The following is a 26,662-nucleotide window of genomic DNA, read 5'->3' as shown; positions in this document are numbered from 1 at the left end:
AGGCACAATCCAGAGGAGAATGTTGCAGAAATGAGTCGCGTTTGGGCAATTATTACAAAAATGCGGTTTCATCAAAGCTTCGCAATTTGCGCGAATGCAGTTTTTCCAGTGGCATCTCCCGCAGGCTTTCAAGCGCCCGGACGCCAATGCGAAGGTGCTGTGACACCTGCCGCTTGTAGAAACTGGTGGCCATTCCGGGCAGTTTCAGCTCACCATGCAGCGGCTTGTCGGACACGCAGAGGAGGGTGCCATACGGCACACGGAACCGGAAACCGTTGGCCGCGATCGTGGCGCTTTCCATCTCCAGAGCGATGGCACGGGCCTGGCTCAGGCGCTGGACCGGGCCGGACTGGTCGCGCAGTTCCCAGTTGCGGTTGTCGATGGTGGCGACGGTGCCGGTGCGCATGATGCGTTTGAGGTCGAAACCCTCGAGCCCCGTGACTTCGGCAACCGCATCTTCGAGCGCGACCTGTACCTCCGCGAGCGCGGGGATCGGAACCCAGATCGGGATGTCGTCGTCCAGAACATGGTCCTCACGCATATAAGCGTGGGCCAGAACGTAATCGCCCAACGACTGTGAGTTGCGCAGACCGGCGCAGTGGCCGAGCATCAGCCAGACATGCGGGCGCAGTACCGCCACGTGGTCGGTGATGGTTTTGGCATTGGACGGTCCAACGCCGATATTCACCAGGGTAATCCCGGAATGGTTGGGGCGGACCAGGTGATAGGCGGGCATTTGCGGATTGGCCCTGCCGGGTTCGCCGGTGGTGCCGTCGCGGGTGGTGATGACGTTGCCCGGCTGCACGAACGCCTCGTAGCCGGACTCCGGATCGTTCAGAGCCTCTTTGGCGAAGGCCACGAACTCGTCCATGTAGAACTGGTAGTTTGTGAAGAGTACGTGGTTCTGGAAATGAACCGGACTGCTGGCGGTGTAGTGGGCGAGGCGCGCGAGCGAATAGTCTATACGCTGGGCCGTGAACGGGGCCAGCGGGCGCGTGCCTTCGGGCGTGGGGCTGACACTGCCGTTCACGATGTGGTCGTCGGTTGTGTTGAGGTCCGGCACGTCGAACAGGTCGCGCAGGGGCCGGTGCAGGGTTTCCTCGATCGAGCCTTCCACATGCGCGTTTTCCCCCATTGCAAAATGCAGGGGAATGGGCGTGTTCGAGGTCCCGATGCGCACGGAGGTGCCGTGGTTGCGGATCAGCAGGCCGATCTGCTGGGCCAAGTAATTTTCGAAGAAATCGGGCCGGGTGATTGTGGTCTCATAGCGGCCGGGTTCCGCGACATGGCCGAAGGACAGGCGGCTGTCCACGGTGGCGAAGCTGCTGGTGGTGATGCTCACTGAAGGGTAGTAGGCGCGGTAGTGGCCTTCGGGGTTTTTGCCGCCCATCACCTCCATAAACCGGTCCTTGAGATACCCCGTGGACCCGGAGTAGCGGCGGATGAGGTCGGCCACGGCCTCGCGTGCGTTGGTGTATTCCACATCGGGTTCAGCCTCGGGGCTGATCAAAGGCAGTTCGGGAAACCCGCGACGGTGATCCATGGTGAACTCTGTTCCTTGACTGATGCCCGACGGACTGATCGGGATTTGGGTCTGTGCTGATTGTGCAGAACTTTGGGTTGCAGGAAGACTAAAGACAATCCCTCAGGATAAGAAATCGCGGCAAACGGGCCTGCGGTCAGGGTTTCATTCCCGGTCGACCAAAGACGGCGGCACAGATGGCCTCAAGCGCTTTGGCATCCTCCGCACCGAAAGCGTCGGGTTGGTTGCTGTCCACATCGAGGACGCCGAAGAGCTGACCGTCGGGGCCGAAGACGGGGACGACGATTTCAGACTGCGTAGTCGTCGAGCAGGCGATGTGGCCCGGAAAGGAGTTGACGTCCGCGACGATTTGCGTGGTTCCGGTTTTCGCGGCGGCACCGCATACGCCCCGGTCGAAGGGAATGGTCAGGCAGCCATGGGTGCCCTGATAGGGGCCGATCTTCAGGAGTTGCGGTTCGGTCACGCGGTAGAAGCCGACCCAGTCGTAATGATCGAATTCCTGGTTCAGTTCGCAGGCGATGCTGGCCATGCAGGCGATCACGTCGGTTTCGCCCTCGCAAAGCGCGGTGATCCTTCCCGTGACCTCGGTGTAGTCGGGCATCTGGTGTCCTCCGGCCTGTCAGTTGGGTTTCAGACCTAGTCACCCGTGTGGCGCAGTTCCAGTCAAAAAAAAATATGGCCCGGGTTGCCCCGGGCCATATTCAGCGTTGCCCTGTTGGATTTGGGGTGAGCTTACCGGTGGGAGAATTCCGGATAGGCTTCCATTCCCAGTTCGTCTACGTCGAGACCGTTGATTTCGGCCTCTTCCGAGCAGCGAATGCCAACAGTGGCTTTCAGGATCATCCAGATGATCAGGGAGACCACGAACACAAACACACCAACTACTACGATCGAGATGACCTGGCCGGACAGGGTGGCGTCCGGGTTGGTGATGACGACAGCCAGCGTACCCCAGATCCCTGCGCAGAGGTGAACCGGGATCGCACCGACAACGTCATCGATTTTCAGCTTGTCGAGGAACGGTACTGCGAAGACCACGATGATACCGCCAACGGCACCGATCAGGGTGGCGCTGCCGAGGGTCGGGGTCAGGGGTTCAGCCGTGATCGAAACGAGGCCGGCAAGGGCGCCGTTGATGATCATGGTGAGGTCCGGCTTTTTGTACATGATCTGCGTCAGCAGAAGGGCTGCAACCGCACCGCCGGCCGCACCGGCGTTAGTGTTGGCGAAGATACGGCTAACGTCAGCGGCATCACCAATTGTGCCCATTGCGAGCTGCGAACCGCCGTTGAAGCCGAACCAGCCGAGCCACAGGATAAACATGCCGAGGGTTGCGAGGGCCAGGTTGGAACCCGGGTAGGGGTGTACGCCGCCACCGGAGGGGTATTTGCCGATACGCGGGCCGAGAACGATGGCACCGGCGAGAGCGGCCCAGCCACCTACGGAGTGCACGACGGTCGAACCGGCGAAGTCGAGGAAGCCGAACTGGCTGTCGAGGAAGCCGCCGCCCCATTTCCAGCTTGCCTGGATCGGGTAGATGAACGCGGTCAGGATGGCCACGAAGATCAGGAACGGCCACAGTTTGATGCGCTCGGCCAGGGCACCGGACACGATGGACGCGGTGGTGGCGCAGAACATCAACTGGAAGAAGAAGTCCGAGCCCGTGGAGGCGTATGCGATATCGTCCGCGCTGTCCGCGCCGACGCCTACGGCCTCAAGTACGGCCACGCCGAATGCGCCGAGGTAACCGCCGGTTTCATCGGTACCGATGGTCCAGCTTCCGAGCGGATACATCAGGTTGTAGCCGATCAGGTGGTAGGCGATGGCGGCGATGCCGAAGAGCGCGATGTTCTTCGTCAGCTGCATCGTGACGTTTTTGGACCGCACGAGACCGGCCTCGAGCATGGCGAAACCGGCGGCCATCCACATGACCAGGAAGCCGGCCACGAGGAAGAGGAAGGTGTTGAGGATCCAGATGGTGTGTTCGGATGCCTCTGCCGGAGCCGCGGCGGCGTCCTGGGCCGCCAGGGGTGCGGCCATGGCGAGAAGGGCCACGGCGGCAGGTCCGGAATATTTCAGAAACCTTGTCATGTTGCTTTGTACCTTTTGTATTTCCTTGCGCGGCTCAGAGAGCCTCTTCCCCGGTCTCGCCGGTGCGGACCCGCATTGCTTCCTCGACATTGACGACGAAGAGTTTGCCGTCGCCGATTTTCCCGGTTCTTGCGGTGGTCGAGAGGACTTCCATTGCCTGGGGGGCGACGGAATCCGGTACGACCATCTCAAGTTTGATCTTGGGAACAAAATTGACGACGTATTCCGCGCCGCGATAGATCTCGGTGTGACCGGACTGGCGGCCGTAACCTTTGACTTCCGACACCATCAAACCCTGAACGCCGATGGAGGTCAGGGCATCGCGGACCTCCTCCAGCTTGAACGGTTTAATGACGGCTACAATTAACTTCATGAAGATCCTCACAAGTGTTTTTATTAACGCGTCTGGCGTTGACCCTATACATGCAATTTTTATGCCAAAAATTGCGAGGTTGAAGGTAAGTCAATGAGTGGAAACGGAAAATAAATTTTGGGGCGTTTTGAGGGTTTGGAAATCCTCACGAAGCTGTTAATTCAAATGCCTATAAATTAAACGTTGCTTAATTAATGGGCAAAAATCCCTGGGGCTGGCATACGCAGGCATGAACCGGTATTGTCGGGGCAGAAAAGAAACAATGGCAGGTGGCCGAAAACGATGGCCAGAGCGGTAAAAAAGAAAAAAGGCCGGAAAGCGAAAGTCGGCCGCGTCGAGCGGTTTGCCCGAAGCGCGTTTTCGTGGCTTTTTCGCATTCTTTGGTGGTTGGGCATACGTGCCGCCATAGTTCTGGTGGTGGCGATTGGCATAGGCGTGGCCTATTACCATTCCAAACTTCCGGATTTCGACAACATCATGGACGGACGCAACCGTGGGTCGGTGACCATGATGGACCGGTCAAACACGGTTTTTGCCTGGCGGGGCGATCAACATCACGTCACCTCGGCCACCGATGTGTCGCCGCATCTGGTTCATGCGGTGGTGGCGACCGAGGATCGCCGCTTTTTTAGTCATTTTGGTCTGGACGTCCGTGGACTGGCCCGCGCGGCGCTCGTCAACTACCGGGCAGGTGGCACGGTGCAGGGTGGTTCCTCCCTGACGCAGCAGGTCGCGAAGCTGGTGTTTTTCGACAATGAGCGGACGCTTGAGCGCAAGATAAAGGAGGTCCCGGCCGCCCTGGCGCTGGAACTGAAGTTCTCCAAAAACGAGATCCTGTCGATCTACATGAACCGGGCCTATCTGGGCGCGGGCGCAACCGGGTTTGAGGCGGCGTCCCAGCGCTATTTCGGCAAGTCGGCGGCTGAGGTCAGCCCGGCCGAGGCCGCGATGCTGGCCGGTCTATTGCGCGCGCCGACGCGGTTTGCGCCGACAAATAATCTCGCGCTCGCGCAGGAGCGGGCCGAGACGATCATTACGCTGATGCGCGATCAGGGCTATCTGACCGAGCAACAGGCCGCGGTAGCGATCGCGCAGCCGGCGGTTCTGTCCAAAGCGGCGGCCGAACGTGCGGGGGGCAGCTTTGCGGACTGGGTGATGTCCTCCGGCCCGGATTTCCTGACGCGGAGCACGACCGAGGATATCGCGGTTACCACCACCTTTGATCCCCGCATCCAGAAAGCGGCTGAAGCGGCCCTGACGCATGTATTTGAGACCAAGGTCAGGCCGGGCTCCAAGGCCCAGGCGGCTGTGGTGGTGATGTCCCGCGATGGCGCCGTGCGGGCCATGATCGGTGGGCGGGACCTTGGCGGGACTGAAGGCCAGTTCAACCGCGCCACCCAGGCGAAACGCCAGACCGGGTCGCTCTTCAAGACATTTGTCTATGCTGCGGCGCTGCAGTCCGGGGCGAGCCCGCTGGACCGGGTGCTGGACGAGCCATTGACGCTGCGTGTGCCCGGCTCCGGTGACTGGTCGCCGAAAAACTACACACGGAACTACCGGGGCGAAATCACGCTGGTTGAGGCGTTTCGCGAGTCCATCAACACCTCCGCAGTGCGCGTATCCGAGGGAACAGGCCGTGAGCGGATCCGGGCACTGGCTCAGGATCTGGGGGTGAATTCGCCCATGTCGGACGGTCCGGCTCTTGCGCTGGGCGTGTCGGAGGCAACTCTGCTTGAGATGACGGGCGCCTATGCCGGGATTCTGAACGGTGGCGTGACCGCCATTCCGTACGGCATTCGGCAGCTTCGGCTGAAATCCGATGGCACGGAACTGATGAGTTCAGGGCGTCCGCAGTCGGTTCGCGTTCTGAATGAGCGTGCGGCGGCGCAGATGGTCTGGATGATGAACCAGGTGGTCGAGAACGGCACCGGCGGGAGGGCGCGTCTTGAGGGGCGCCCTGCCGCGGGCAAAACCGGCACGACGCAGGCGGCGCGTGACGCGTGGTTTATCGGATTTACCGGTGACTACGTGGCCGGGGTCTGGATGGGATACGACAATAACAAGCCTTTGTCCGGTGTGACGGGCGGTGGCCTGCCGGCGGATATCTGGCGAGAGACCATGACGCGCATCCACGAGGGTATGCTTGTGACGCCTCTGCCGATGGAGGAGCCGGTACCGGAAACGCCGCAAATCATCGCAGCCGCCGGGGAAGCTCCGGCGCGTGTTGTGGAAAACGTCTCCGAAGCGGTGGAGACGGTGTTTAAAAACGTGCTGAACGGTCTGTTTGGACGAAACTGATCCTGGCGGTCAGTTCCAGAGCAGGCCGTTACCTGAAGTATTGCCCCATGGGCCGATGACCACGCTCTGGTCGGCCAACTGCTCGCGGGCGGTTTTGCTGCCGGCCCTGGCGCGGTCGATCAGGACATCGCTCTCCGCCTGGCGGCCGCTATCCGCGGCACAGGCCATCACGTCGCGCATCTGGGTGAACCCGTAGGCCTGTTCCGTCATGCCGACGGAATCGTAGCTCATTTGGCCGAGGCCGACATAGTGGCGGATCGAGCCGTTGCGACGCAAACGGTCCTCAAAGAACGAACACGCGATGATGCATTCGTCAGCGAGATAGCGGATTGTATCGCGGGGTGCGTTGGCGTCCATGGCCTCTATGACGCGGACGCTGAGCCGGTCGACCATGATTTCGAGATCCATGAAGCGGGCGAAGGTAATCGAGAGATAGGCTTCGAGGTTCTCTGTGAGGGGTATTCCGGCTTTTTCGATGCCGGTTTTTACAAATTCGGAGGCGATGGCGAGTGTGGAGGGGTTCATGTTGCAAAATCCCATATGACGTTGTTACTCGGGAAACGCGGCACCCCCGCCTGCCGTATGGTTGGAACTTCGTTCAGTACGCGATACTCCATCGTCACCTCATACAGATGGTCCATTGCGGAAAAGCGTCCCGCAATCCTCTTCAAATTTGATTAATCCTGTTTCGGAGCCCTGGACCCGCCACGGTGGCTTGTCGCGGTGCCTGTTGATTTTCAAAAGAAATCCGATGCACGAAGTGCGTACGTTGATTTCGGTGTGGTCAGGCAGTCCAATCGTATTCACAACATAATGTTACCACGAAATTGGAAATTCTCAAAATCACTGAAACTTCAAATTTCGCTGATCCGGGAAATTTGGCGTTGATGCACAATGCCTGTGCAACAATCTCCATGCCTGTGGCGAAGGGACAGTCAACTCGAGATTTCAAAGGATGGATCAGATATGGCGGATGGATCAATAAGACTGGATTTCCCGGGCCACGATGGCGGAAAACTCTCGGCGCGGCTCGACATGCCCCTGGGCGGCGCGCGGGCCTATGCGATTTTTGCACATTGTTTTACGTGTTCGAAGGACATTCTGGCGGCCTCCCGCATCGCGCGGTCGCTTGCGGCGGAGGGGATTGCGGTTCTGCGCTTCGATTTCACCGGGCTTGGGTCGAGTGAGGGCGAGTTTGCCAATACGAATTTCTCCTCCAACGTTGAGGATATTGTAGCCGCCGCTGAATACCTGCGCGAGACACGGGAGGCGCCGCAGCTCCTGATTGGTCATTCCCTCGGCGGCGCAGCCGTCCTGGCGGCAGCGGGCAGGATTGATGAGGTGCGGGCGGTTGCCACCATCGGCGCACCGGCCGATGCGGCCCATGTGGTGGAAAACTTCTCAGCCGATCTTGAGCGGATCCGTGAGGACGGCGTGGCGCAGGTCACATTGGCGGGCCGAAAGTTCCACATCAAGCGGCAGTTCCTGGAGGATGTTGAGGGGTCCTCGGTGCTGGACTGCGCCAGAAACCTCAACCGCGCGTTGCTGGTCATGCACGCGCCGCTCGATGAAACGGTGGGTGTGGACAATGCGCGGCGCATTTTTGAGGCCGCGAAACATCCGAAAAGTTTCGTGTCTCTCGATGATGCCGATCACCTCGTCAACCGTGCGGTGGACTCGGAATACGCGGCCGGTGTGCTGGCGTCCTGGGCGAAACGGTATCTGGACCTGACCGATGTGCCGCATAGCTCGGTCGTTGAGGTGTCCGAGACCGGGGCTTCGAAGTTTCAGCAGTTTGTTCGCACGGGCACCCACGGTTTTCTGGCGGATGAGCCGAAAGACGTAGTGGGTGGGCAGGATACCGGGCCCAATCCTTACGACTTTCTATCCGTTGCACTGGGCGCCTGCACGTCGATGACGCTGCGCATGTATGCGGAGCACAAGAAGCTGAAACTGGGCAATGTGACGGTCACGGTCGATCACGCCAAGGTTCATGCCAAGGACTGCGCCGATTGTGGGGAGGGTCGCGAAGGCCGTATCGACCGGTTTGAACGGAGGATATCTATTGAGGGCGCTGTCGATCCGGCAATCCGGGACCGGCTGGTTGAGATTGCGAACAAATGTCCGGTTCACCGTACACTTGAGGCGTCCTCGGTGGTTGTGACCAAAATTGGCGGGGACGCCGGTTAACCCCAACGAAAAAGCCCCACGTGCCGCTGGGAACGTGGGGCCTGAAACGCTGTCACCGGGTGGTTGGTGACGCCTGTCTGCTTATTCGCGGTTACCCAGGAACTGCAGCAGGAACATGAACATGTTGATGAAGTCGAGATACAGGCTCAGCGCGCCCATGATTGCCGACTTGCCCAGCCACTCCTGGTCGCCCGAATGGGCCATCTGCAGGTAGGTGTTTTTGATGTTCTGCGTGTCATAGGCGGTCAGACCCGCGAAGATCAGAACACCGATCACCGATACGGCAAAGGCCAGTGCGGACGATGCCAGGAAGATGTTGATGACCGACGCTACGATCAGGCCGATCACACCCATGATCAGGAATGTGCCGAGACCGCTAAGATCTTTTTTGGTGGTGTAACCGTAAAGGCTCAGCGACGCGAAGGCGATTGCCGTCACAAGGAAGGTCTGGACAATCGACGCGCCGGTGAACACCAGGAAGATCGAGCTGATCGAGATACCCATCACGGCTGCGAAGGCGTAGAACACCGTCTGGGCCGTGGCTGCGGACATTTTATTGATGCCCGCGCTGAAGCCGAAGACAAACAGCAGCGGTGCGAACATCACAACCCATTTGAGGGGCGAGGCGTAAAGCGTCGCGCCCAGGCCGGTCAGATACTTGTCAGCGCCGATCTGCATGCCGGTGATCGACGGGTCGGTGGTGACCGCGAGTCCGGAAATTGCCCATGCCGCCAGCGCTGTGATCAACATGCCTACAGACATTGTGCTGTAGACCTTGTTCATGTGTGAGCGCAGACCTTCGTCGATCTCCGCCGTGCGTACGCCGGCTCCTGTCCGACGAATAGTCCCTAATTCGGCCATGTGTATCCTCCAGAATTGCCGTTGCCTCGCGGCGCAGGCCGCAAGTTTGTTTAGATATTGGTGATGTTTCCGAAATTTTCAACGCTGTATTACGTTGAGTTGCACAGATTCCCGTGAACCTGGCAGATTCCCACCTAATCCCGCGATCTCAGGACCCCCGCAGGCCGTGCCGCAAGGGGGCGCAGGGCAAACATAAGTCCGGCCAGAAGGCTGGTCAGCGCGCCGCCAATGATGATGATAAGGGCGGATACGGGTTCAAACGTGAATTCCGCGTCCATAACGGATGTCATGACCCACCATCCCGCAATGGCACCGGCCGCCATTGCCACGGTGCCGGCGGCAAGACCCACAAATGCCGATCGCAGGGCAAAACTTGTCAGGATGCGGCGACGGGACGCGCCGAGTGTTTTCAGGACCGCCGCCTCAAAAACGCGGGCGCGTTCACCGGCGGCCGCCGCGCCGATCAGAACGATCAGGCCGGTCAGGAGCGTGGCCGATGCACCCCAGCGGGTCGCCGCACCAATGCTCTCGAGGGCTTCGGCCACACGTGCGATTGCGTCGCGAACCCGGACGGCGGTGATGTTGGGGTAGAGGTCCGCAAGTTCGCGGATCAGGGGAGCCTCGGATTCCTGGTCGGCGTAGATCGTCGCGATATGGGTATGCGGTGCGCCGGCAACGGCGGCCGGATTGATCAGCATCACGAAATTGATTCCCATCGTGTCGAACTGCACGTCGCGCAGGTTGGAGATGGTCGCGGTAATGTCGCGGCCAAGCACGTTGACCGTAATGGTGTCACCAATGGTGACGCCAAGTTCCTGTGCCTCTTCCTCCGCAAAGCTCATCAGCGGTGGGCCGTCGTAGTCCTCCGGCCACCATTCGCCTTCGGTGATGGTCATGTTTGGCCCGGGCTGCGCGGCATAGGTCAGGCCACGGTCCCCGCGCAGGGTCCAGTGGTTGCCGGCCACCTCGCGTGCGGGTCTGTCGTTGATGCGCGTGATCACGCCGCGGAGCATCGGAGCGGTATCGATATCCTCGACGCCGGAATAGGCGTTCGACGTGTCGAGAAAGCCGTCAAGCTGGTCATTCTGGATGTCGACGACAAAATAGGCCGGGGCCCGTTCAGGCAGGTCGGTCTGAATGACATTGCGCAGGTTCGCGTCGATTTGACCAATGGCAGCCATGACGGCCAGACCAAGACCAAGGGACAGGACGACCGAGGACGTGTCGGCCGAGGACCGGCCAACCGAAGCCAGGGCCCAGCGCAAAGGCGGTTTGCCGTGGAAAGCCCGCGAAGCCGCCAGCCGCTTGGTCAGAAGCCGGAGCAGATGGGACGCGCCGAGCAGAAGGAGTAGTGCCCCGATGATCCCGGCGGCGGATGTCAGCGTCAGGCGCTCCGCCCCGGAAAAGGCCGTCGCGATGGCGACCAGAACGGCGACGAGCGCGCCGGTTGCCAGGATGAATACCGGTCGCGGGAAACTGCGCACACCGAAACTCTGGTCCCGGAACAGTTCCGCGGCGCGAATCTCCCTGGACCGGGCAAGCGGCCAGAGGGTGAAGATCAGTGCGGTCAGCGCGCCGTAGATCGCGGCTTCCGCCAGAACGCCCGGGAAGACGCCAAAATCGGTCGGGAAGGGAAGCAGATCGCGGAAAAGCGGTGCTGATAGAATCGGAACGGCCGACCCGGCCACGAGGCCGATGGTGATTCCGATGGCCGAGAGGATGCCGATCTGGATGAAATATGTCGCGAAAACGGTGCGGCCGGTGGCCCCAAGCGTTTTCAGCGTGGCGATGGTCTCGGTTTTCCGGTCCAGATAGGCGCGCACGGCAGAGGACACGCCAACGCCGCCAACCGCAAGCCCAGCGAGGCCGATCAGGATCAGGAAGGAGCCGAGCCGGTCGACAAAGCGGCTGACGCCTGGGGTTCCGTTGCGGCGGTCCCTCCACTGCATTCCCGTTTCCTCGAACTCGGCACGGGCTGCGCTGCTGAGGGTGTCGAGATTTGCGTCAACCTGGAAGGTGAGACGGTAGGAGGACTCGAACAGGGAGCCGTCGGCCAGCAGGCCGCTGTCCTCAAGATCGGCCAGTTTGACCATCACGCGCGGCCCGAGCGTGACGCCGCCGGTTGCGGCATCCGGTTCGCGCAGGATTTGACCGTTCAGGCGGAATTCCTTTGTTCCAAGCCGCAGTGTGTCGCCCATTTCCAGCCCAAGGCGGTCAATCAGGATGCTCTCCGCGATAATGCCCGGCAGGTCGTCCGTGGTTTCCAGGGCCTCATGCAGGTCGCCGCCACCTTCAAGGGTCAGTTCGCCCAGCAGGGGATAGGCATCGTCCACGGCCTTGACCTGTACGAGGGTGCGTTCGGTTTCGGAATTTTCCGGATCGAAGGCTGCCATGGACCGGAAGTCGACAATCTCGGATACGCCGGTTGCGTTTTCCCGCATCCACGTGCGCTCGGCCTCGTCGGCGAAACGGTAGGCAAACTCCATTTCGGCATCACCGCCCAGGATAACAGCGGCCTGGTCGGTTAGCCCCGCTTCAATGGCGCTGCGCACCGTGCCGACGGCGGTGATGGCGGCGACGCCGAGTGCCAGACATGTGAGGAATATTCCGAACCCGCGCAGGCCACCGCGCAGTTCCCGGAGGGCGAGGCGGGCTGCGACCGGCAGCCTCATTCAGCTGCCTCGGGCAGGGATTCCAGTTCGCCGTCCCGCAGGCGAATCACCCGGTTGCAGCGGGCGGCCAGTTCCCGTGAGTGGGTCACCATGACCAGGGTCGAGCCATGCCGCTCGCGCAGGCCGAAGAGCAGATCCATGATGGCCTCGCCCGTGGAACTGTCCAGGTTGCCCGTGGGCTCATCGGCCAGCAGGATTTCAGGGCGGGTGACCGAGGCGCGGGCCAGAGCCACGCGCTGTTGTTCGCCACCGGAAAGCTGCGCGGGGTAGTGATCCAGCCGCTTGCCGAGGGATACCGCCTCAAGTTCCGTTTTCGCGCGCTCAAATGCGTCCGAGGCACCGGTCAGTTCCAGTGGCGTGGCCACGTTCTCCAGCGCGGTCATGGTCGGGATCAGGTGGAAGGACTGAAACAGCACGCCGAAGCTTTTCAGTCGCAGTTCCGCCAGAGCGTCCTCATTCATCGAGGTCAGATCGTGCCCAAGCGCGGTAACCGATCCGCCGGTGGCTGTTTCAAGGCCTCCCAGAAGCATCAGAAGCGAGGATTTTCCGGAGCCGGACGGGCCGATCAGGCCAAGGGTGTCGCCGGCTTCAATATCGAGTGAAATATCCCTCAGGATGTTGACCGGTCCAGCATTGCCACTCAGGGTAAGTGAAACGTTTTTCAGCGAAATTACCGGAGTGGACATATGACGGGTACCTCGGCGCAACTGACATCAAACAAGCCATATGGTGCCTTTGCGCCAGTTCGCAACCTCACAATTGCGGCATCTGTCCTGTTTCTCCTGCCGGGTTTGGCCGCGGCGGAGGTGCGCATCCTCGCATTTGGCGATTCCCTGACCCAAGGTTACGGGTTGCCGGACGGCGAGGGGTTCGTGCCGCAAATGGAGGCGTGGCTGCATGAAAACGGGGCCGATGACGCGGTTCTGGTCAATGGTGGCGTGTCGGGAGACACCACCGCCGGCGGGCTCTCACGCATAGACTGGTCGCTGGATGACAGTGTCGACGGGGTCATTGTGGCTCTGGGGGGCAATGACCTTCTGCGCGGCATCAGTGTCGGGACGATGCGCGAAAACCTGGACGGCATTCTGAGCGCGATTGCGGAGCGTGATTTGCCCGTGGTTCTTGCAGGGCTTCCGGCGCCGTCGAATTATGGTGCCGAGTATCAGGAGGAGTTTCGCGATCTCTATCCGTCGCTGGCGGAGGAACATGGCGCAACCCACTATCCCTCGTTTATCGCGGCCATCAACCAGGACAATTTCCGGGAGTTGATGCAGGGCGATGGCATTCATCCTAATGCGGATGGGGTCAGCGCGAATGTGGAGTTGATGGGGCCGGTGGTGCTGGATCTGGTGGAGCGGGCGCGGGACTGAGCCCCACGCCCGTCACCCGGGGGAAACCGTTTAGCGCCGGAACGGGTTGTTCTCGGAGTTCAGGTGCTGGCGGAGGAAATGCTGGCGTTCCAGGGCCTGGCGGGCCTCCTCCTCGCACTGTTCGAGACGCTGTTTGCGCTGGTATTCAATAAGGCAGGCCCAGGCGGCGAAGATGAACACGCCAACCATTGGCTGGGCGGCGCAGGCCAGCATCACGGGCATCGAGAGCGCGATGATCCACGGCAGCACCCGGTTCAGGTCGGTGGCAATGCTCTCGCCATAGCGGATGGCGGCCTGGTGCCGGCTCTCGGTGATAAGGTAAACCACCAGAACGGGCAGGGTGAGTACCGCTATGTCGGCCAAAACCGGAACCGCGAGACAGATCAGCCCGGAAATGGGCTTCACGATCTTGATCATGTCGCGGGCCATGTAGGTGCCGTACCGTCGTTTGGCGATAAGCGCGATGGTCCAGATCATAACCGGCCAGGCAAGGATCAGGCCGGCGTAGTCAGAGGTCAGATCGGCGATTGCATTCAGCATGGTCCGATTCCCCGAATGTTAAACTGGCGTTTTGCCAGAGGAGGACTGGGTGTGTCTTAACCATACGCCGCGGACGTAAGCGTATTGTTAACGATGACGTTTGGTCACGGACCCGTGCGTGTGGCGTGCGACCTCGCGGTCCCGGTCGGAGCGGGTCAGTCCGATGTCGCGCAGCATGCGGTCATCCATCCTGGCAAACCGGGCCATGTTGCGGTGGGCGCTGTCTTTTTCCAAAAGCCATCCGATCAGGCTGAAGGTTTTGCGTGCTGAGGGACGGTGCGTGTGTCTGGCGATGCTGGTGGAATCCATGGTCATGGTATCTCTCCATCAAAAAAATTGTTGCGGTTTGGTCGTTTCATTCATGTCCGTGATAAATACGGTGTTGCGACCAATCATAAAAACGAATAATAATGACCGGCGTCATCACGGAGATTGATATGATCAGGAATCTGGACATCACCGCGCTCAGGTCGTTTGTCGCTGTAGCGGATTCGGGCGGCGTGACGCGGGCGGCGACCATGCTCAATCTGACGCAGTCCGCCGTGTCGATGCAGCTCAAACGGCTCGAGGAAACTTTTGGTCAGAGCCTGTTTGATCGAACCGGGCGCGGGATCGCCCTTACGGCATCGGGTGAACAGCTTCTGGGCTATGCGCGGAAACTGGTGGCCATGAATGATGAGACCTGGGGGCTGATGACCAATCAGGCCTTTGAGGGTGAAATCAGTTTTGGGGTGCCCCATGACCTGATCTACCCGCATATGCCGGCAGTGATGCAGCGCTTTGCCGTGGAATTTCCGCGGGTGCGCATTCAGCTGCATTCCCTCTATTCGACCATTCTCAAGGAAAAACTGCGCCGGGGCGACATGGACCTCATTCTCGCGACCGAGGAAACAACCGATCCGGGCGGCGAGGTACTGGCATCCGATCGCCTGGTCTGGGTTGGCGCGAAAAACGGACAGGCCTGGCGCCAGCGTCCCCTCCGGTTTGCCGCCGTGAACCACTGTATTTTCCGCAGGGTGGCGGTCGATGCGCTGGCCCGGTCCGATATTCAGTGGGAAAGCGGCATCGACGCCATTTCCGATTCCGCCGTGAATGCCGGTGTGCAGGCCGATCTTGCGATCAATGTGCAGCTGCCGTCAGCGGTGCCGCCGGAATGCGAGATTGTGGCAGATAATGGCGCCCTGCCCGAACTGCCGGTTTTTCATGTGAACATGTATATCGGCAATACGCCGCGATCCGTTTTGGCGGAGCATTTGGCCCGGTATGTCCGGCAGGCATATTGCCACAGCGACGTGATGGCCGCCGAATAAGCGCCGGTCAGGTGCCGAGGCGTTTCCAGACGTCCATTTCGGACCAGAACTCCTGAAACCCGTACGGGTAAGGGGGCAGACCAGTGGATGAGACCTTTGTCAGCGCGTCCTGATCCGCCTGATCAAGGACGAGATCTGCCGCCGCAAGGTTGTCCGCAAGCTGTTCGCAGGTGCGTGCGCCCACAAGGACCGAGGCGACACCTGGACGGGCGGTAAGCCAGGCCAGCGCGACATGGGCCGGGGGGCGATTGAGGCGTTCGGCGATTGACGTCAGGGTTTCCAGCACAGCCTTGGTGCGGGCGTTGTTACGCAACTCCCATGCCTCCATGCCGCGCCCGGGGTCCTCGCCGAGCCGGGTTTTGCCGGTCGGAAGCGTATCCGGGCTGTATTTGCCTGTGAGCCAGCCGCCGCCAAGTGGCGACCAGGGGACAAGGCTGACATTATTCTCAAGGCAGCATGGAAGCACCTCCAGTTCCAGGCCGCGGTCCAGAAGGTTGTACTGCGGCTGCACGGCGACCGGAGCCGGAAGACCGAGCTGCCTGGCGGTGCCCAGAATGCGCTCCAGTTGCCATCCGGTGACATTTGACCAGGCGATGTTGTGGATTTTTCCGGCCCGGACGAGGTCCCCAAGAGTTGTCAGGGTCTCCGCAACGTCGGTGTGGCGATCCCAGCCGTGGACGTAGTAGAGGTCAATTGCCTCAACGCGCAGCCGGCGCAGGCTGGCTTCAACCGATCGCATCAGGGAACGGCGGGAAGCGCCCCGGCTGCCGGCCGGCGGCAGAAAACGTCCCTTAGTGGCAATGATCAGATCGTCGAGACCACCACGCGCACGGCCCCAGTCCCCGATGATTTCCTCGGACACGCCGTTGCCGTAGACATCGGCGGTATCGATCAGAGTACCGCCCCGTTCCGCGAAGAGGTCGAGCATTCGTCCCGCCTCTTCGGCACTGGTTTCGGCACCAAACGTCATCGCGCCCAGTGCGAGGACCGATACAAGGGGGCCGTTTTTCGAAAGTGGGTTGAGCTTCATTGATTGCCTCCGGAAATCCGTGCGCGGAACATTTGTGTTCCTGTCCACGGCAGGTTAGGGCTGAAGCGTCCGCAACAAAATGAAACAGTTTGAAAAGAGCATTTCATGCTTGAAAAGAACCTGCCGTGGGATGACCTGCAACTGTTTCTGGCGGTTGCGCGCGAGGGTGGCCTGTCTCCGGCGGCGCGGGTGACTGGGCGCAGTGCCGCAACACTGGGACGGCGGATGTTGGCCCTGGAGCGGGCGCTGGGTCGGGAACTGTTCATCCGTCACGACCGGGGATATGAGCTGACCGCCGAGGCTCAGCGCCTGCTTCAGGGGCTGACGGACGTCGAGGCACGGATCGCCCGGCTGACCTCCGCGCCGCAGGGTGATGGTCTGCCGCTGGTCAAGGTGTCGGCGGGTACGTGGACGACGCTTGCGCTCCTGGATCGGCTGGAGGGGATCACCGGCATGCCGCCCGATCTGCGGGTCCGGTTCATATCGGCGGAACACAGTCTCAACATATCGCACCGAGAGGCCGTGATCGGCATCCGCAATGCAAGACCCATCAGCGAGGGCCTAGCGGGGCGCCGCTTGGCGCGGGTGGAATTCGCCCCCTACGCCACCAAAGACGCGCCGGACCGCTGGATTGTGGTGCTGGCCGATACGCCTTCGGCCCGATGGCTAAAGCGAACGGTTGCGGAGAATGCGGTTTGCGAGGTGAACGCGCCGCGCAACAGTCTGGATCTGGCGCTCGCGGAGCAGGGGATTTCGGTCCTGCCGACCTTCATCGGTGACAGTCATGGCACGCTGGAGCGACGGGGTGGCGTTATTGCGGAACTGGAGCATGACAGCTGGATCGTGACACATCAGGACGACCGGCACCTGCCCGAGGTCAGGCGCACGATCGATCGCCTGTGCCGCATATTGCCGGGGTAGATTTCACAGATGCCGTTTGCGTCGCAGCGGTAGACACACCGGACGCCAGCGACTAGAAAAACCTGACCATTTCAGGAAAACCGGAGACTTGAGTTTATGGCAGCAGAACACGGGGCGGAGCATTCCCCTCCTGGATGGTTCGTGGCACCGGGGGAAGGCGACGTCATGGCGTGGATCGCCCTGGGCTTCATGGTCCTCGCGATCTATGGGATTGTGGTCCTGTATTCGGCATTTGACCGCTGGGCGGAGCATCAGTCCAAGGGAACTCCCCTCGCGAAAACGATCCCGACCATGCTGGCGATTGCGCTGCTTTATGAGGTTTTCCCGCTCGACCATTTTAACATTCTGCTGCCCCTGAGCGCCATTCTGCTCGCGCTCATGGCCGACTGGTCGCGGTTCCATCTGCTTCGGAATCCTGGACCGGTACCGCAGGGGAATGCTGACACGACCATCCCCGAGACACAGGACGCGCCGCGCGCTGAAGAGGAGGCGCAGCGGGATGTTTGAGCTGATGTTTACCTCTTTCCCGGTGATCATCCGGTATTTCCAGCTTCGCCGTCGTGGTGAGGCGATGACGGTCTGGAACATGAAGACGGCGGTGTACCTTTGGCTGCTGCTCGCCTTCTTCCTTTTCCTGACAATCTTCTACTTTCACCAAAAGTCCTACTCGGGCATCGTGCCGTTCCGTACGGTCTCCGTCGTGGCACAGACAAGCGGCCCGGTTACGGAAATTAACGTGATTAACGGCCAGCGGGTGGAAACCGGAGACGTACTGTTCCGGATCGAGGACAGTTCGCAACGGGCGGCGCTGGCCCAGGCCGAGGCGCAGTTTGACCAGATTACAGCGGATGAGGATAAGGCACGCGAAACGCTGCGGGTCAGCCAGGCGGAAGAAGCCGCGGCTCAGATTGAGCTGGAAAACCTGCGTGTGGACCTCTCCGAGGCGCGGACCCTGCTGGAACGGCAGGTCGGACGCGAGGATGACGTACGCAACCTTCAGGCCCAGGTGTCCGAGGCCGAGGCCCATGTTGCCGCAATGCGGGCACAGGTCGATCTCTCCGAAACCGAACTGACGCAGACCATCCCGGCGCGACGCAAGGCGGCGGAAACCGCCGTTGAAAGCGCGCAGGTAGCGCTCGATCATACGGTCGTGCGCAGCTTCACGGATGGCGTTGTGACGCAGCTGGTCCTCGGCGAAGGCAGTCCGGCCACCACACTGATCCTCAGCCCCGCAATGGTGATCATTCCCGACCGTCCGGCGGACACGCCGATACGAATCGTGGCCGGCTTCTCGCAGATTGCCCGCTCCACGCTCTATGAAGGCATGCCAGCCGAGATTGCCTGCAACAGCAATGCGGACATCAACTTCAGGGACTCGGTGCTTCCGGCAAAGGTGGTGGGCATTCAGCCCGCGGTCGCGTCAGGACAGGTCATTCCCGGTGCACGCCTGGTTGACCCGGACTCCCTCGCGGAACGTGGTTCGCTGGTGGTTTATTTTGAGCTGGAATACCCGGAGCATGAGGCAATGATGCTTGATGGCACGGGCTGTATCGTTCAGACCTACACCAACAACATCCCCGGAATTGGCGGGCATGTCGTGGCCGCCACGGGGATCATTAAGGCCGTCGGGTTGCGGATCAAGGTCTGGGGCATGCTGCTCTCGGGCATCGGGCTGGCCGGCGGCGGGCACTGACAGGCCCGTATTTCGGGCGCGTTCGTAGAGAGGTGACTGGACATGGCGCGACATTCCCCCCGAATTTTCGGGGTGCTTGGGCTTGGCAGTTTCGGCAGTACCGTTGCCGCTGAGCTTCAACGCTTCGGGAATCATGTCATTGGCATCGATGTGGACGGGCAACTGGTTTCGAATCACGCCGATATGCTGTCCCAGGCCCTGATCGTTGACGCGCGGGATGACCAGGCCCTGCGTGAGGCGGGACTGGCCGACTGTGAGGTTGGCGTGGTCGCGATGGGCGCGGATCTGGAAGCAAGCATACTGGCCGCGATCAATCTGAAGCTGATCGGGGTCAAAAATGTTTGGGCCAAGGCGTCGACCCGGACCCATCACAGGATCCTAAGCAAAATCGGCGTGGATCGGGTGATTCATCCGGAAGTCGAGGTTGGAAAGCACATCGCGCAGGTGCTGCACAATCCGCTGGTGCGGGATTACGTAAGCCTTGGAAACGGGTTTCACGTGGTCAATTTCCGCGTCTCGGAATCCCTGGAGGGGCGGCGGCTTGCCGATCTGGATCTGAATACGAAATTCGGCGTGCGCTGTATTGGCGTCATGCGTGGAACGGTTTTTGTCGGGGATGAGGGGCAGGAATGCGTGCTTGAGCGGAAGGATCTCCTCCTGCTGCTTGGGGAACGCAAAAACCTGCGCCGTTTTGCCGCGAGCCTTTAGCCATGGCCCCATCGGTCAGTCGCGGTATTTCGAGATTTCGACGTTTCAGGCTTCCGCCGCCGGCGCTTCTCGTTGTGCTGTATCTCGCGTTCATCGTTTGCGGGGCGCTTCTGTTGTGGCTTCCGGTATCCCATAACGGCGATATCGACCTCGGCGAGGCGGTATTTACCTCCACCTCGGCCGTGACGGTCACCGGGCTGGTTCTGGAGGATACGGGTTTGGCTTTTACCTGGTTCGGGCAGGCCGTCATTACCGTCCTGATCCAGCTTGGTGGTCTGGGTCTGATGACTTTTGCGGTTCTGGTGCTCGGCGCGCTGGGCATTCCGGTGGGGATGCCGCAACGGCTGATCCTGCGGGAGGACCTCAACCAGACCTCGCTGTCCAACCTGACTGTTCTGGTGAAGATCATCGTCGTGATTGCGCTGGTCTGCGAGACGGTGGGCGCGTTGCTTCTGGCGATTGTGTTTGTGCCGGAATTCGGCTGGCAGGGCATCTGGCAGGCAGTTTTCCACTCGGTTTCAGCCTTCAACAATGCCGGCTTTGCCCTTCATCCCGACAGCCTGACCCGATGGGTGGGCAATCCGTTGGTCAATACCGTCATTCCGCTCCTGTTTATTCTGGGCGGGCTCGGTTTCATTGTTGTGGGCGACATCTACCAAAAGCGGACCTGGCGGAAGCTGACGCTGCATTCCAAGCTGATGCTCGTGGGAACGGCCGTGCTGATAGTTTGGGGAACAGTGGTTTTCGGGCTGCTGGAGTGGACCAATCCAGGGACGCTCGGCGAACTCGGAACGGTTGAGAAGCTGTGGGCCAGCTGGTTCCAGGGCGTGACGCCGCGCACGGCCGGTTTCAATACAGTGGACATCGGCGCGATGCATGACAGCACCACTGTCCTGGTCATGGCGCTGATGATTGTGGGCGGTGGCAGCACCTCAACGGCCGGGGGCATCAAGGTGACAACGCTCTGCGTTTTGCTGCTGGCCACGGTTGCTTTTTTTCGGCGTCAGAACAGCCTTCACGCCTTTGGCCGGTCACTGGGCATGGAGGAAGTGATGAAGGTGATGGCCCTGACCACCATTTCGGCAATTCTGGTCATAACTGCGATCTTTGTGGTTTCGATCAGCCATGACGGCGAGTTTCTGGACCTTGCCTTCGAGGTGGCCTCCGCGTTCGGTGCGACGGGCCTTTCGAGAGGGGCCACGGGCGAACTCGACACGCTTGGACGTGCGGTGATCATGGCGATGATGTTCATAGGACGTGTTGGTCCGCTCGCCATCGGGTTTTTCCTGGCAACCCACGCCGCCCCGCGCGTGCGCTACCCGGCGGGGCAGATTTATCTGGGGTGATCGCGGCTCACCGCTCCGCCACTTTCACCACCACCTTGCCCGTTGCCTTGCGCGTGCGCAGAAGGTCGAGCGCGTGTTCGGCTTCATCCAGTGGCACGACATGGCTGATATGGGGCTTTAGCGCACCCTCACTGTACCACTCGAACAGGCGGGCGAAGCTTTCGGTGAGCACCTTAGGGTCCAGTTTGGCGTAGGCGCCCCAGTAGAGGCCGTGAACCGTGAGGTTTTTGACCAGCAGAATATTTGCCGGGATCTGCGGCACCTTACCACTGGCAAAACCAAGAGGCAGAAGGCGGGCCAGCGGGTTGCAGGCGCGCATCGCGGCCTCAAACAGGTCACCGCCGACAGGGTCGTAGAGCACGTCCGCGCCGCCGAGGGCTTTGACCTCCGCGCGGATGTCGTCGTCATTATCGAAAACATGCGCGGCACCGGCGGCTTCAGCGATGGCCATTTTCTCCGCGCCGCGGGCCACTGCGATGACGTTCGCGCCCATGAGCCTGCCCAGTTCGACCGCCGTCAGTCCCACACCACCCGATGCGCCAAGAACGAGAAGGTTTTCTCTTGGCTGAAGCCTGGCGCGATGGTCGAGTGCGACATGGCTGGTGCCATAGGCGATGAGAAACCCCGCAACCTCCTCGTCCGGCATCGCGTCGGGAACGGCCACGCAGCTTGCCGAAGGGACAACGGCATACTCGGCAAACCCGCCGGAGCCAACATAGGACGCAACCCGCGTGCCCGGGGCCGGGCCGGCAACGCCTTCCCCCAGGGCTTCCACAATGCCGCAGATTTCCATGCCGGGTGTAAAGGGCGGATCCTGCTTCTCCTGATATTTGCCCTGCACCATAAGGGTGTCCGCGAAATTCACGCCACAGGCCAGCACACGCAAAAGAACCTCACCCGGTTTGGGGGTGGGCCGGGGGATGTCCGCAGCCGACAGGGCCGCGCCCAATTTGTTGATCCGCATGGCGCGCATGGTCGTGATCCTCTCCCGTGTGGATGCCTGTGACCATATTGCGTATGCGAAGGAATTGATTTGCGCAACGACCGCGCGGGATTGCCTTTTGGGCGAACCGGCCTTAATGGGGCGCCAACACCACAAATCTGAACAAGTCAAGGACGTAACGATGGACCTGAGAAACATCGCGATTATCGCGCATGTCGATCATGGAAAAACGACCCTGGTTGACCAGCTTCTCAAACAGTCGGGCACGTTCCGCGAGAATCAGGCAATGACCGAACGGGCGATGGATTCCAATGATCTTGAGCGCGAACGCGGCATTACAATTCTGGCGAAAGCCACTTCCGTGGAGTGGGACAACCACCGCATCAATATTGTGGACACACCAGGCCACGCCGATTTCGGTGGCGAGGTTGAGCGTATCCTGAGCATGGTGGACGGGGTTGTTCTGCTGGTCGATGCGGCCGAGGGGCCGATGCCACAGACCAAATTCGTGACATCAAAAGCTCTGGCGCTGGGCCTGCGGCCGATTGTGGTTCTGAACAAGGTCGACAAGCCGGACGCCGAGCCCGACCGGGCGTTGGATGAGGTGTTTGACCTGTTCGTGAACCTCGACGCCACCGAGGAACAGCTCGACTTCCCGGTTCTCTATGCGTCCGGCCGCAGCGGCTGGGCGGATGACAGCCTCGAAGGTCCGCGCGAGGATCTCAAGGCGCTTTACAACCTGATTCTGAGCCACGTTCCGGAACCCAAACAGGTCGCACACCGCGATGAGCCGTTCCGGATGCTGGCAACGACACTGGCGGCCGACCCGTTCCTCGGGCGCCTTCTCACAGGTCGTGTTGAGACCGGGGCGCTGAAAACCGGTTCCGCGGTTCACGCGCTAAGTCGCGACGGCAAGACGGTCGAGCGGTTCCGCGTGTCGAAAATCCTGGCGTTCCGCGGGCTTCAGCAGACTCCGATTGAGGTGGCCGAGGCCGGGGACATTGTGAGCCTTGCCGGAATGTCCACCGCGACCGTGGCCGACACGATCTGTGACACCTCCGTGACCGATCCCATCCCGGCCCAGCCCATCGACCCGCCGACCATCTCGGTAACGTTCGGCATCAATGACAGCCCGCTGGCGGGCCGTGACGGAAACAAGGTGCAGAGCCGTGTCATCCGTGACCGCTTGATGCGCGAGGCGGAATCCAATGTCGCGATCAAGGTTGCGGATACTCCCGGCGGCGAGGCTTTCGAAGTGTCTGGGCGCGGCGAGCTTCAGATGGGTGTTCTGATCGAGAACATGCGTCGCGAGGGTTTTGAGCTGTCGATTTCGCGGCCTAAAGTGCTGTTTAAGGAAGAAAACGGCGAACGCCTCGAGCCTATCGAGGAAGTCACGGTCGACGTTGACGAGGAATATGCCGGCTCGGTGGTTGAGAAACTGGCCCTGCGCAAGGGCGAGCTGGCCGACATGAAAACAGGTGCCGGTGGCAAGACCCGTATCGTGGCGCATGTACCGTCCCGCGGCCTGATCGGCTATCACGGCGAGTTTCTGACCGACACGCGGGGAACCGGCGTTCTCAACCGGGTGTTCCACGAATGGGCGCCGCACCGCGGAGCCATGCCGACCCGTCGCACGGGCGTTCTGATTTCCATGGAGGACGGCACCTCGGTGGCCTACGCGATTTTCAACCTTGAGGATCGCGGCAAGTTCTTCATCGGATCGGGTGAGGCGGTCTACAAGGGCATGATTCTTGGCGAGCACAGCCGTGACAACGACCTTGAGGTCAATCCGCTCAAGGGCAAGAAGCTGAGCAACGTGCGCGCCGCCGGTAAGGATGAGGCTGTCGTTCTGACGACACCCAAACGCCTGACCCTAGAGGAGGCGATTGCCTATATTGGCGATGATGAGCTGGTCGAGGTTACTCCGAACTCGATCCGCCTGCGCAAGAAGTTCCTCGATACCCACGAGCGCAAGCGTCAGTCACGGATTGCCTGATCTGAACTGACACATTTCGATCCGGCGGTTTGGTAACGTTACGTCAACCGACTGCCGGATCTTTGCAAAATGCAAAATTCTTTGCAAAAAGTAATTGCAATGCCTCTCCGGTTTTGCAAAGTATCCGTAACTCTCCCTATGATTGCATGGCGGTTTGAGTTGCTGATGGCCAAAAATACTCAAGATTGATCCCAAAAGGCGGTTAACACCACATACGAGAGAGTTGGCACGAAAATTGCATCAGTGTGGTTAGTATTAAAGGTAATAGCGGAGCAACAAGTATGAAGCATCCTGTAGACGTGCATGTAGGCAAGCGTGTCCGGCATCGCCGGTGGATGGTTGGCATGACCCAGCAGCAGCTTGGCGACATCGTCGGTATCAAGTTTCAGCAGATTCAGAAGTATGAGACCGGAATGAACCGGGTCAGCGCATCCCGTCTTTGGGACATCGCGCAGGCCCTGGATGTAAGCATCAGCTTCTTCTTCGAGGGCTTTGAGGCCGCCGAAAGCGAAGGTTCAGCGCCGGAAGCGGCGGAATCGAACCAGCGTGGCGATCTTCTGGCCGACAAGGAGGCCCTGGAGCTCGTGCGTTCATACTACTCCATCCCGGAAACCCAGCGCCGCCGGCTCTTTGACCTGGCGCGTGTTCTGAGCGACGTGGCCTGAGAAAAGGACTGACGCTCTTGACCTCCCGCCAGTGATGGCGGAGACCGGCTGAAGAGAATTTCAGGTCGGTTTTGGGGGAAGACATGGTGGATCCGGCGTTGCAAAGGGAACTCTGGGACACCGCGAACCGGCTTGCGGACGTGGCGGGCAAGATTTGCCTGCCGCTGTTTCGCAGCCCGGTGCTGAATACCGACAACAAGGACGCCGACGGCTACGACCCGGTGACCCAGGCGGACCGCAACGCGGAAAAGGCGATGCGTGCCGTTTTGGCCGAGCTGCGTCCCGACGACGCCATTCTCGGAGAGGAATATGGCGCGAAACCCGGCACTTCAGGTTTGACCTGGGTGCTCGATCCGGTTGATGGCACCCGTGCCTTCATCAGCGGTGCGCCCACCTGGGGGATCCTGATTGGCGTCGACGCGGGCGATGGCCCGGTTATGGGCGTTGTTGACCAGCCATTTACCGGAGAGCGGTTCATTGGCGGGTTCGGGCGCGCCGAGGTTTTGCGCGCGGGAAAAACCACGCCACTTGCGGTCCGCCGGTGCAGTGGCCTCAATAACGCAATTCTCTACACAACCTTCCCTGAAATCGGTACCCCTCAGGAACGCGCCCGGTTCGAGAGTGTCCGGGATCAGGTTCGTCTCACCCGTTACGGGTTCGACTGTTACGGGTATGCCCTCGTTGCAATGGGGCAGGTCGACCTGGTAATCGAGGCCGGGCTCAATGCTTATGACATCCAGGGTCCGCAGGCCGTGATAGAGGCGGCCGGGGGTGTGGTCACCAACTGGGAGGGTGGTCCCTGCCACGATGGCGGGCGCGTTATTGCTGCGGGTGATCCCGACATTCACGCGGCCGCGCTTGAGCTGATGAACTCCGGCGAGGCCTGACTCAGGCCACGGTCCTTGCCTGGGCCATGTCGAGGAACCTGTCGACCTCGTTCCAGATCAGTTCCCGGATCTGTGGTGCCTCGACAAACACCTCATGGCGCCCACCCGGACACATCACGAGTTTTCCGTTCGGCATCGCGGCCATGCGCCGTTTGATCATGGTTTGGGACACGACTTTCTCTTCCGTCCCGAGGAAGGTCAGAAACGGCAGTTTGGGCGACCGGAAGTACGCCATCCGCTCCATCTCCACGAGTGCCGCAATGGTCCAGCGCACGCTGGGCGGTCCCGTTATCAGATCGGGATGCCGTTGGATCTGGGAGGCTCCGAGTTCATACAGTTCGCGGTCCGAGGTCAGGACGTTTTCGGGATAGGTGTCCGTTTCCCCTGGGTGCCCTGAAACCGCATCCGCGGCCGCACCACCTTTGGACAGGCCGGCCTTGGCCAGAGCGCCCTTGATTGCCGTGCCGATCTGAAGCCGCCACATGGGCGCGGAAAAAATAGCGCCGCTGAAGTCCTCACTGTCGAGCAGTGTGCGCAGGCCGATGCAACCACCCATGGAGTGCGCGACCATCCAAAACGGTCGGGGCAGGTCCAGATGGCGCACCAGATCCATCACCGCGGCTACATCATACTGATAATCGGCGAAACGGCCCACATGGCCCATCTCATCCGCGCCGGGCAGCCTGTCGGAAAGGCCCTGACCGCGCCAGTCGATGACCACGACGCTCAGCCCACGGCTCACAAGTTGCGTGATTACACCGGCATATTTTTCGCAGTATTCCGTCCGGCCGGGAAACACGATGGCGGTGCCCGCCTGTCCCCCGGTCCAGACCATCACCCTCAACCGGATACCGTCCACCGTTTTCACCCACCAGCCGGTTTGGCCGTCAGGTGCCGAGCAGACATCCGAATAGAAGGGTGCGTCAGGCGTCATGAAAGAACGGAGCCAAGCTTCATTGCGGTTCCCATATCGCCATCGACCTTGAGTTTGCCGGTCATGAAGGCCGCCGTCGGGTCCAGATCGCCTGCAAGCATCTCCTCGAAGGTTTCCTGGGACGCGGTCAGGGTGCAGTCCGCATCAGCGTCGCTGGCGGTTGCGCCATCGGAGTCGATCAGCACCGAACCTTCGTCCTCAATGACGAACTTGGCGGTTCCGTCAAAGGATTCACCACTCAACTTTTCGTTCAGGGCCTTGACTGCACCCTCAATAACGTTGCTCATTTTA

General features: G+C 60.7%; 26 protein-coding genes. 12 read left to right on the top strand and 14 right to left on the bottom strand.

The genetic code is table 11. The features are described from left to right. Positions 1-52 precede the first annotated feature (52 nt). From ACP15P_RS11430 to ACP15P_RS11415, 4 genes are all read right to left on the bottom strand, one after another. Positions 53-1,543 (bottom strand): AMP nucleosidase, encoded by a 1,491-nt coding sequence (locus tag ACP15P_RS11430; protein WP_424928590.1) that lies wholly within the window; start codon positions 1,541-1,543, stop codon positions 53-55. A 136-nt stretch (positions 1,544-1,679) separates the two neighbouring features. Further along, positions 1,680-2,144: a GAF domain-containing protein gene (locus ACP15P_RS11425; RefSeq protein ID WP_424928589.1), complete on the bottom strand. Its 465-nt coding sequence runs from the start codon at positions 2,142-2,144 to the stop codon at positions 1,680-1,682. A gap of 131 nt (positions 2,145-2,275) precedes the next feature. After that, positions 2,276-3,634, bottom strand: a complete 1,359-nt coding sequence (locus ACP15P_RS11420; RefSeq protein ID WP_424928588.1) for an ammonium transporter — start codon at positions 3,632-3,634, stop codon at positions 2,276-2,278. A 34-nt stretch (positions 3,635-3,668) separates the two neighbouring features. Continuing rightward, on the bottom strand, positions 3,669-4,007 hold the full coding sequence (locus tag ACP15P_RS11415; protein ID WP_424928587.1) for a P-II family nitrogen regulator: 339 nt from the start codon (positions 4,005-4,007) through the stop codon (positions 3,669-3,671). A gap of 282 nt (positions 4,008-4,289) precedes the next feature. On the opposite strand from ACP15P_RS11415, the gene ACP15P_RS11410 reads away from it, so the two are divergent. After that, on the top strand, positions 4,290-6,305 hold the full coding sequence (locus ACP15P_RS11410) for a transglycosylase domain-containing protein (RefSeq protein WP_424928586.1): 2,016 nt from the start codon (positions 4,290-4,292) through the stop codon (positions 6,303-6,305). Positions 6,306-6,314: 9 nt separating this feature from the next. Here ACP15P_RS11410 and ACP15P_RS11405 read toward each other — a convergent pair whose 3' ends face one another. Continuing rightward, positions 6,315-6,830, bottom strand: a complete 516-nt coding sequence (locus tag ACP15P_RS11405) for a hypothetical protein (protein ID WP_424928585.1) — start codon at positions 6,828-6,830, stop codon at positions 6,315-6,317. A gap of 441 nt (positions 6,831-7,271) precedes the next feature. Here ACP15P_RS11405 and ACP15P_RS11400 point away from each other — a divergent pair, with 441 nt between their 5' ends. Then, positions 7,272-8,495 (top strand): bifunctional alpha/beta hydrolase/OsmC family protein, encoded by a 1,224-nt coding sequence (locus ACP15P_RS11400; RefSeq protein WP_424928584.1) that lies wholly within the window; start codon positions 7,272-7,274, stop codon positions 8,493-8,495. 81 nt (positions 8,496-8,576) lie between these two features. Here ACP15P_RS11400 and ACP15P_RS11395 read toward each other — a convergent pair whose 3' ends face one another. From ACP15P_RS11395 to ACP15P_RS11385, 3 genes are all read right to left on the bottom strand, one after another. Then, positions 8,577-9,356, bottom strand: coding sequence for a Bax inhibitor-1/YccA family protein (locus tag ACP15P_RS11395; RefSeq protein ID WP_424928583.1), 780 nt, complete (start codon positions 9,354-9,356; stop codon positions 8,577-8,579). A 134-nt stretch (positions 9,357-9,490) separates the two neighbouring features. Next, on the bottom strand, positions 9,491-12,028 hold the full coding sequence (locus ACP15P_RS11390; protein WP_424928582.1) for an ABC transporter permease: 2,538 nt from the start codon (positions 12,026-12,028) through the stop codon (positions 9,491-9,493). Further along, positions 12,025-12,714 (bottom strand): ABC transporter ATP-binding protein, encoded by a 690-nt coding sequence (locus tag ACP15P_RS11385; RefSeq protein ID WP_424928581.1) that lies wholly within the window; start codon positions 12,712-12,714, stop codon positions 12,025-12,027. Before ACP15P_RS11385 ends, ACP15P_RS11390 begins: the two co-directional genes overlap by 4 nt. On the opposite strand from ACP15P_RS11385, the gene ACP15P_RS11380 reads away from it, so the two are divergent. Next, positions 12,715-13,398 carry an arylesterase gene (locus tag ACP15P_RS11380; protein ID WP_424928580.1) on the top strand — a complete coding sequence of 228 codons (684 nt, stop codon included), beginning with the start codon at positions 12,715-12,717 and terminating at the stop codon, positions 13,396-13,398. Positions 13,399-13,428: 30 nt separating this feature from the next. Here ACP15P_RS11380 and ACP15P_RS11375 read toward each other — a convergent pair whose 3' ends face one another. Together ACP15P_RS11375 and ACP15P_RS11370 are read right to left on the bottom strand one after the other, a co-directional pair. Beyond that, positions 13,429-13,938, bottom strand: coding sequence for a hypothetical protein (locus tag ACP15P_RS11375; RefSeq protein WP_424928579.1), 510 nt, complete (start codon positions 13,936-13,938; stop codon positions 13,429-13,431). A gap of 87 nt (positions 13,939-14,025) precedes the next feature. Next, the gene (locus ACP15P_RS11370) at positions 14,026-14,253 is read right to left on the bottom strand and encodes a YjiS-like domain-containing protein (RefSeq protein ID WP_424928578.1); all 228 of its coding nucleotides are present in this window, start codon (positions 14,251-14,253) and stop codon (positions 14,026-14,028) included. Positions 14,254-14,375: 122 nt separating this feature from the next. Between ACP15P_RS11370 and ACP15P_RS11365 the strand changes: the two genes are divergently transcribed. Next, positions 14,376-15,248, top strand: a complete 873-nt coding sequence (locus ACP15P_RS11365) for a LysR family transcriptional regulator (protein ID WP_424928577.1) — start codon at positions 14,376-14,378, stop codon at positions 15,246-15,248. Positions 15,249-15,255: 7 nt separating this feature from the next. Here ACP15P_RS11365 and ACP15P_RS11360 read toward each other — a convergent pair whose 3' ends face one another. After that, the gene (locus ACP15P_RS11360; protein ID WP_424928576.1) at positions 15,256-16,278 is read right to left on the bottom strand and encodes an aldo/keto reductase; all 1,023 of its coding nucleotides are present in this window, start codon (positions 16,276-16,278) and stop codon (positions 15,256-15,258) included. 105 nt (positions 16,279-16,383) lie between these two features. Here ACP15P_RS11360 and ACP15P_RS11355 point away from each other — a divergent pair, with 105 nt between their 5' ends. The 5 genes from ACP15P_RS11355 (at position 16,384) to ACP15P_RS11335 (ending at position 20,946) form a co-directional block, all read left to right on the top strand. Further along, a complete protein-coding gene (locus ACP15P_RS11355; protein ID WP_424928575.1) occupies positions 16,384-17,199 on the top strand; it encodes a LysR family transcriptional regulator in 816 nt (271 codons plus the stop codon). Between the two features lie 96 nt (positions 17,200-17,295). Beyond that, entirely contained in the window at positions 17,296-17,706 is a 411-nt protein-coding gene (locus tag ACP15P_RS11350) for a hypothetical protein (protein WP_424928574.1), read from the top strand. After that, on the top strand, positions 17,699-18,892 hold the full coding sequence (locus tag ACP15P_RS11345) for an HlyD family secretion protein (protein ID WP_424928573.1): 1,194 nt from the start codon (positions 17,699-17,701) through the stop codon (positions 18,890-18,892). Before ACP15P_RS11350 ends, ACP15P_RS11345 begins: the two co-directional genes overlap by 8 nt. A gap of 42 nt (positions 18,893-18,934) precedes the next feature. Further along, a complete protein-coding gene (locus ACP15P_RS11340; protein WP_424928572.1) occupies positions 18,935-19,600 on the top strand; it encodes a potassium channel family protein in 666 nt (221 codons plus the stop codon). Between the two features lie 2 nt (positions 19,601-19,602). Next, entirely contained in the window at positions 19,603-20,946 is a 1,344-nt protein-coding gene (locus ACP15P_RS11335; protein ID WP_424928571.1) for a TrkH family potassium uptake protein, read from the top strand. Between the two features lie 7 nt (positions 20,947-20,953). On the opposite strand, the gene ACP15P_RS11330 is transcribed toward ACP15P_RS11335, so the two are convergent. Next, complete coding sequence (locus ACP15P_RS11330; RefSeq protein ID WP_424928570.1) at positions 20,954-21,919, bottom strand: NADPH:quinone oxidoreductase family protein; 966 nt, start codon at positions 21,917-21,919, stop codon at positions 20,954-20,956. Between the two features lie 151 nt (positions 21,920-22,070). On the opposite strand from ACP15P_RS11330, the gene typA reads away from it, so the two are divergent. The 3 genes from typA (at position 22,071) to hisN (ending at position 25,437) form a co-directional block, all read left to right on the top strand. Further along, entirely contained in the window at positions 22,071-23,885 is a 1,815-nt protein-coding gene (typA, locus tag ACP15P_RS11325) for a translational GTPase TypA (protein ID WP_424928569.1), read from the top strand. 281 nt (positions 23,886-24,166) lie between these two features. Beyond that, positions 24,167-24,550, top strand: a complete 384-nt coding sequence (locus ACP15P_RS11320; RefSeq protein ID WP_424928568.1) for a helix-turn-helix domain-containing protein — start codon at positions 24,167-24,169, stop codon at positions 24,548-24,550. An 83-nt stretch (positions 24,551-24,633) separates the two neighbouring features. Next, the gene (gene hisN, locus ACP15P_RS11315) at positions 24,634-25,437 is read left to right on the top strand and encodes a histidinol-phosphatase (RefSeq protein ID WP_424928567.1); all 804 of its coding nucleotides are present in this window, start codon (positions 24,634-24,636) and stop codon (positions 25,435-25,437) included. A 1-nt stretch (position 25,438) separates the two neighbouring features. On the opposite strand, the gene ACP15P_RS11310 is transcribed toward hisN, so the two are convergent. Continuing rightward, positions 25,439-26,371, bottom strand: a complete 933-nt coding sequence (locus ACP15P_RS11310; protein WP_424928566.1) for an alpha/beta hydrolase — start codon at positions 26,369-26,371, stop codon at positions 25,439-25,441. Next, positions 26,368-26,658, bottom strand: coding sequence for an SCP2 sterol-binding domain-containing protein (locus ACP15P_RS11305; protein ID WP_424928565.1), 291 nt, complete (start codon positions 26,656-26,658; stop codon positions 26,368-26,370). Before ACP15P_RS11305 ends, ACP15P_RS11310 begins: the two co-directional genes overlap by 4 nt. Between the last annotated feature and the right edge of the window lie 4 nt (positions 26,659-26,662).

Origin of the sequence: Amaricoccus tamworthensis, assembly GCF_049800875.1 — a bacterium.
Taxonomy (GTDB): Bacteria; Pseudomonadota; Alphaproteobacteria; order Rhodobacterales; family Rhodobacteraceae; genus Amaricoccus; species Amaricoccus tamworthensis.
The sequence above is the reverse complement of the archived record's forward strand: the minus strand, read 5'-3'. Positions and strand labels throughout refer to the sequence as shown.

Bases quoted from the DNA above. Each gene is read 5' to 3' on its own strand.
- ACP15P_RS11430 (WP_424928590.1), bottom strand. From the start codon at position 1,543: ATGGATCACCGTCGCGGGTTTCCCGAACTGCCTTTGATCAGCCCCGAG.
- ACP15P_RS11425 (WP_424928589.1), bottom strand. From the start codon at position 2,144: ATGCCCGACTACACCGAGGTCACGGGAAGGATCACCGCGCTTTGCGAG.
- ACP15P_RS11420 (WP_424928588.1), bottom strand. From the start codon at position 3,634: ATGACAAGGTTTCTGAAATATTCCGGACCTGCCGCCGTGGCCCTTCTC.
- ACP15P_RS11415 (WP_424928587.1), bottom strand. From the start codon at position 4,007: ATGAAGTTAATTGTAGCCGTCATTAAACCGTTCAAGCTGGAGGAGGTC.
- ACP15P_RS11410 (WP_424928586.1), top strand. From the start codon at position 4,290: ATGGCCAGAGCGGTAAAAAAGAAAAAAGGCCGGAAAGCGAAAGTCGGC.
- ACP15P_RS11405 (WP_424928585.1), bottom strand. From the start codon at position 6,830: ATGAACCCCTCCACACTCGCCATCGCCTCCGAATTTGTAAAAACCGGC.
- ACP15P_RS11400 (WP_424928584.1), top strand. From the start codon at position 7,272: ATGGCGGATGGATCAATAAGACTGGATTTCCCGGGCCACGATGGCGGA.
- ACP15P_RS11395 (WP_424928583.1), bottom strand. From the start codon at position 9,356: ATGGCCGAATTAGGGACTATTCGTCGGACAGGAGCCGGCGTACGCACG.
- ACP15P_RS11390 (WP_424928582.1), bottom strand. From the start codon at position 12,028: ATGAGGCTGCCGGTCGCAGCCCGCCTCGCCCTCCGGGAACTGCGCGGT.
- ACP15P_RS11385 (WP_424928581.1), bottom strand. From the start codon at position 12,714: ATGTCCACTCCGGTAATTTCGCTGAAAAACGTTTCACTTACCCTGAGT.
- ACP15P_RS11380 (WP_424928580.1), top strand. From the start codon at position 12,715: ATGACGGGTACCTCGGCGCAACTGACATCAAACAAGCCATATGGTGCC.
- ACP15P_RS11375 (WP_424928579.1), bottom strand. From the start codon at position 13,938: ATGCTGAATGCAATCGCCGATCTGACCTCTGACTACGCCGGCCTGATC.
- ACP15P_RS11370 (WP_424928578.1), bottom strand. From the start codon at position 14,253: ATGACCATGGATTCCACCAGCATCGCCAGACACACGCACCGTCCCTCA.
- ACP15P_RS11365 (WP_424928577.1), top strand. From the start codon at position 14,376: ATGATCAGGAATCTGGACATCACCGCGCTCAGGTCGTTTGTCGCTGTA.
- ACP15P_RS11360 (WP_424928576.1), bottom strand. From the start codon at position 16,278: ATGAAGCTCAACCCACTTTCGAAAAACGGCCCCCTTGTATCGGTCCTC.
- ACP15P_RS11355 (WP_424928575.1), top strand. From the start codon at position 16,384: ATGCTTGAAAAGAACCTGCCGTGGGATGACCTGCAACTGTTTCTGGCG.
- ACP15P_RS11350 (WP_424928574.1), top strand. From the start codon at position 17,296: ATGGCAGCAGAACACGGGGCGGAGCATTCCCCTCCTGGATGGTTCGTG.
- ACP15P_RS11345 (WP_424928573.1), top strand. From the start codon at position 17,699: ATGTTTGAGCTGATGTTTACCTCTTTCCCGGTGATCATCCGGTATTTC.
- ACP15P_RS11340 (WP_424928572.1), top strand. From the start codon at position 18,935: ATGGCGCGACATTCCCCCCGAATTTTCGGGGTGCTTGGGCTTGGCAGT.
- ACP15P_RS11335 (WP_424928571.1), top strand. From the start codon at position 19,603: ATGGCCCCATCGGTCAGTCGCGGTATTTCGAGATTTCGACGTTTCAGG.
- ACP15P_RS11330 (WP_424928570.1), bottom strand. From the start codon at position 21,919: ATGCGCGCCATGCGGATCAACAAATTGGGCGCGGCCCTGTCGGCTGCG.
- typA (WP_424928569.1), top strand. From the start codon at position 22,071: ATGGACCTGAGAAACATCGCGATTATCGCGCATGTCGATCATGGAAAA.
- ACP15P_RS11320 (WP_424928568.1), top strand. From the start codon at position 24,167: ATGAAGCATCCTGTAGACGTGCATGTAGGCAAGCGTGTCCGGCATCGC.
- hisN (WP_424928567.1), top strand. From the start codon at position 24,634: ATGGTGGATCCGGCGTTGCAAAGGGAACTCTGGGACACCGCGAACCGG.
- ACP15P_RS11310 (WP_424928566.1), bottom strand. From the start codon at position 26,371: ATGACGCCTGACGCACCCTTCTATTCGGATGTCTGCTCGGCACCTGAC.
- ACP15P_RS11305 (WP_424928565.1), bottom strand. From the start codon at position 26,658: ATGAGCAACGTTATTGAGGGTGCAGTCAAGGCCCTGAACGAAAAGTTG.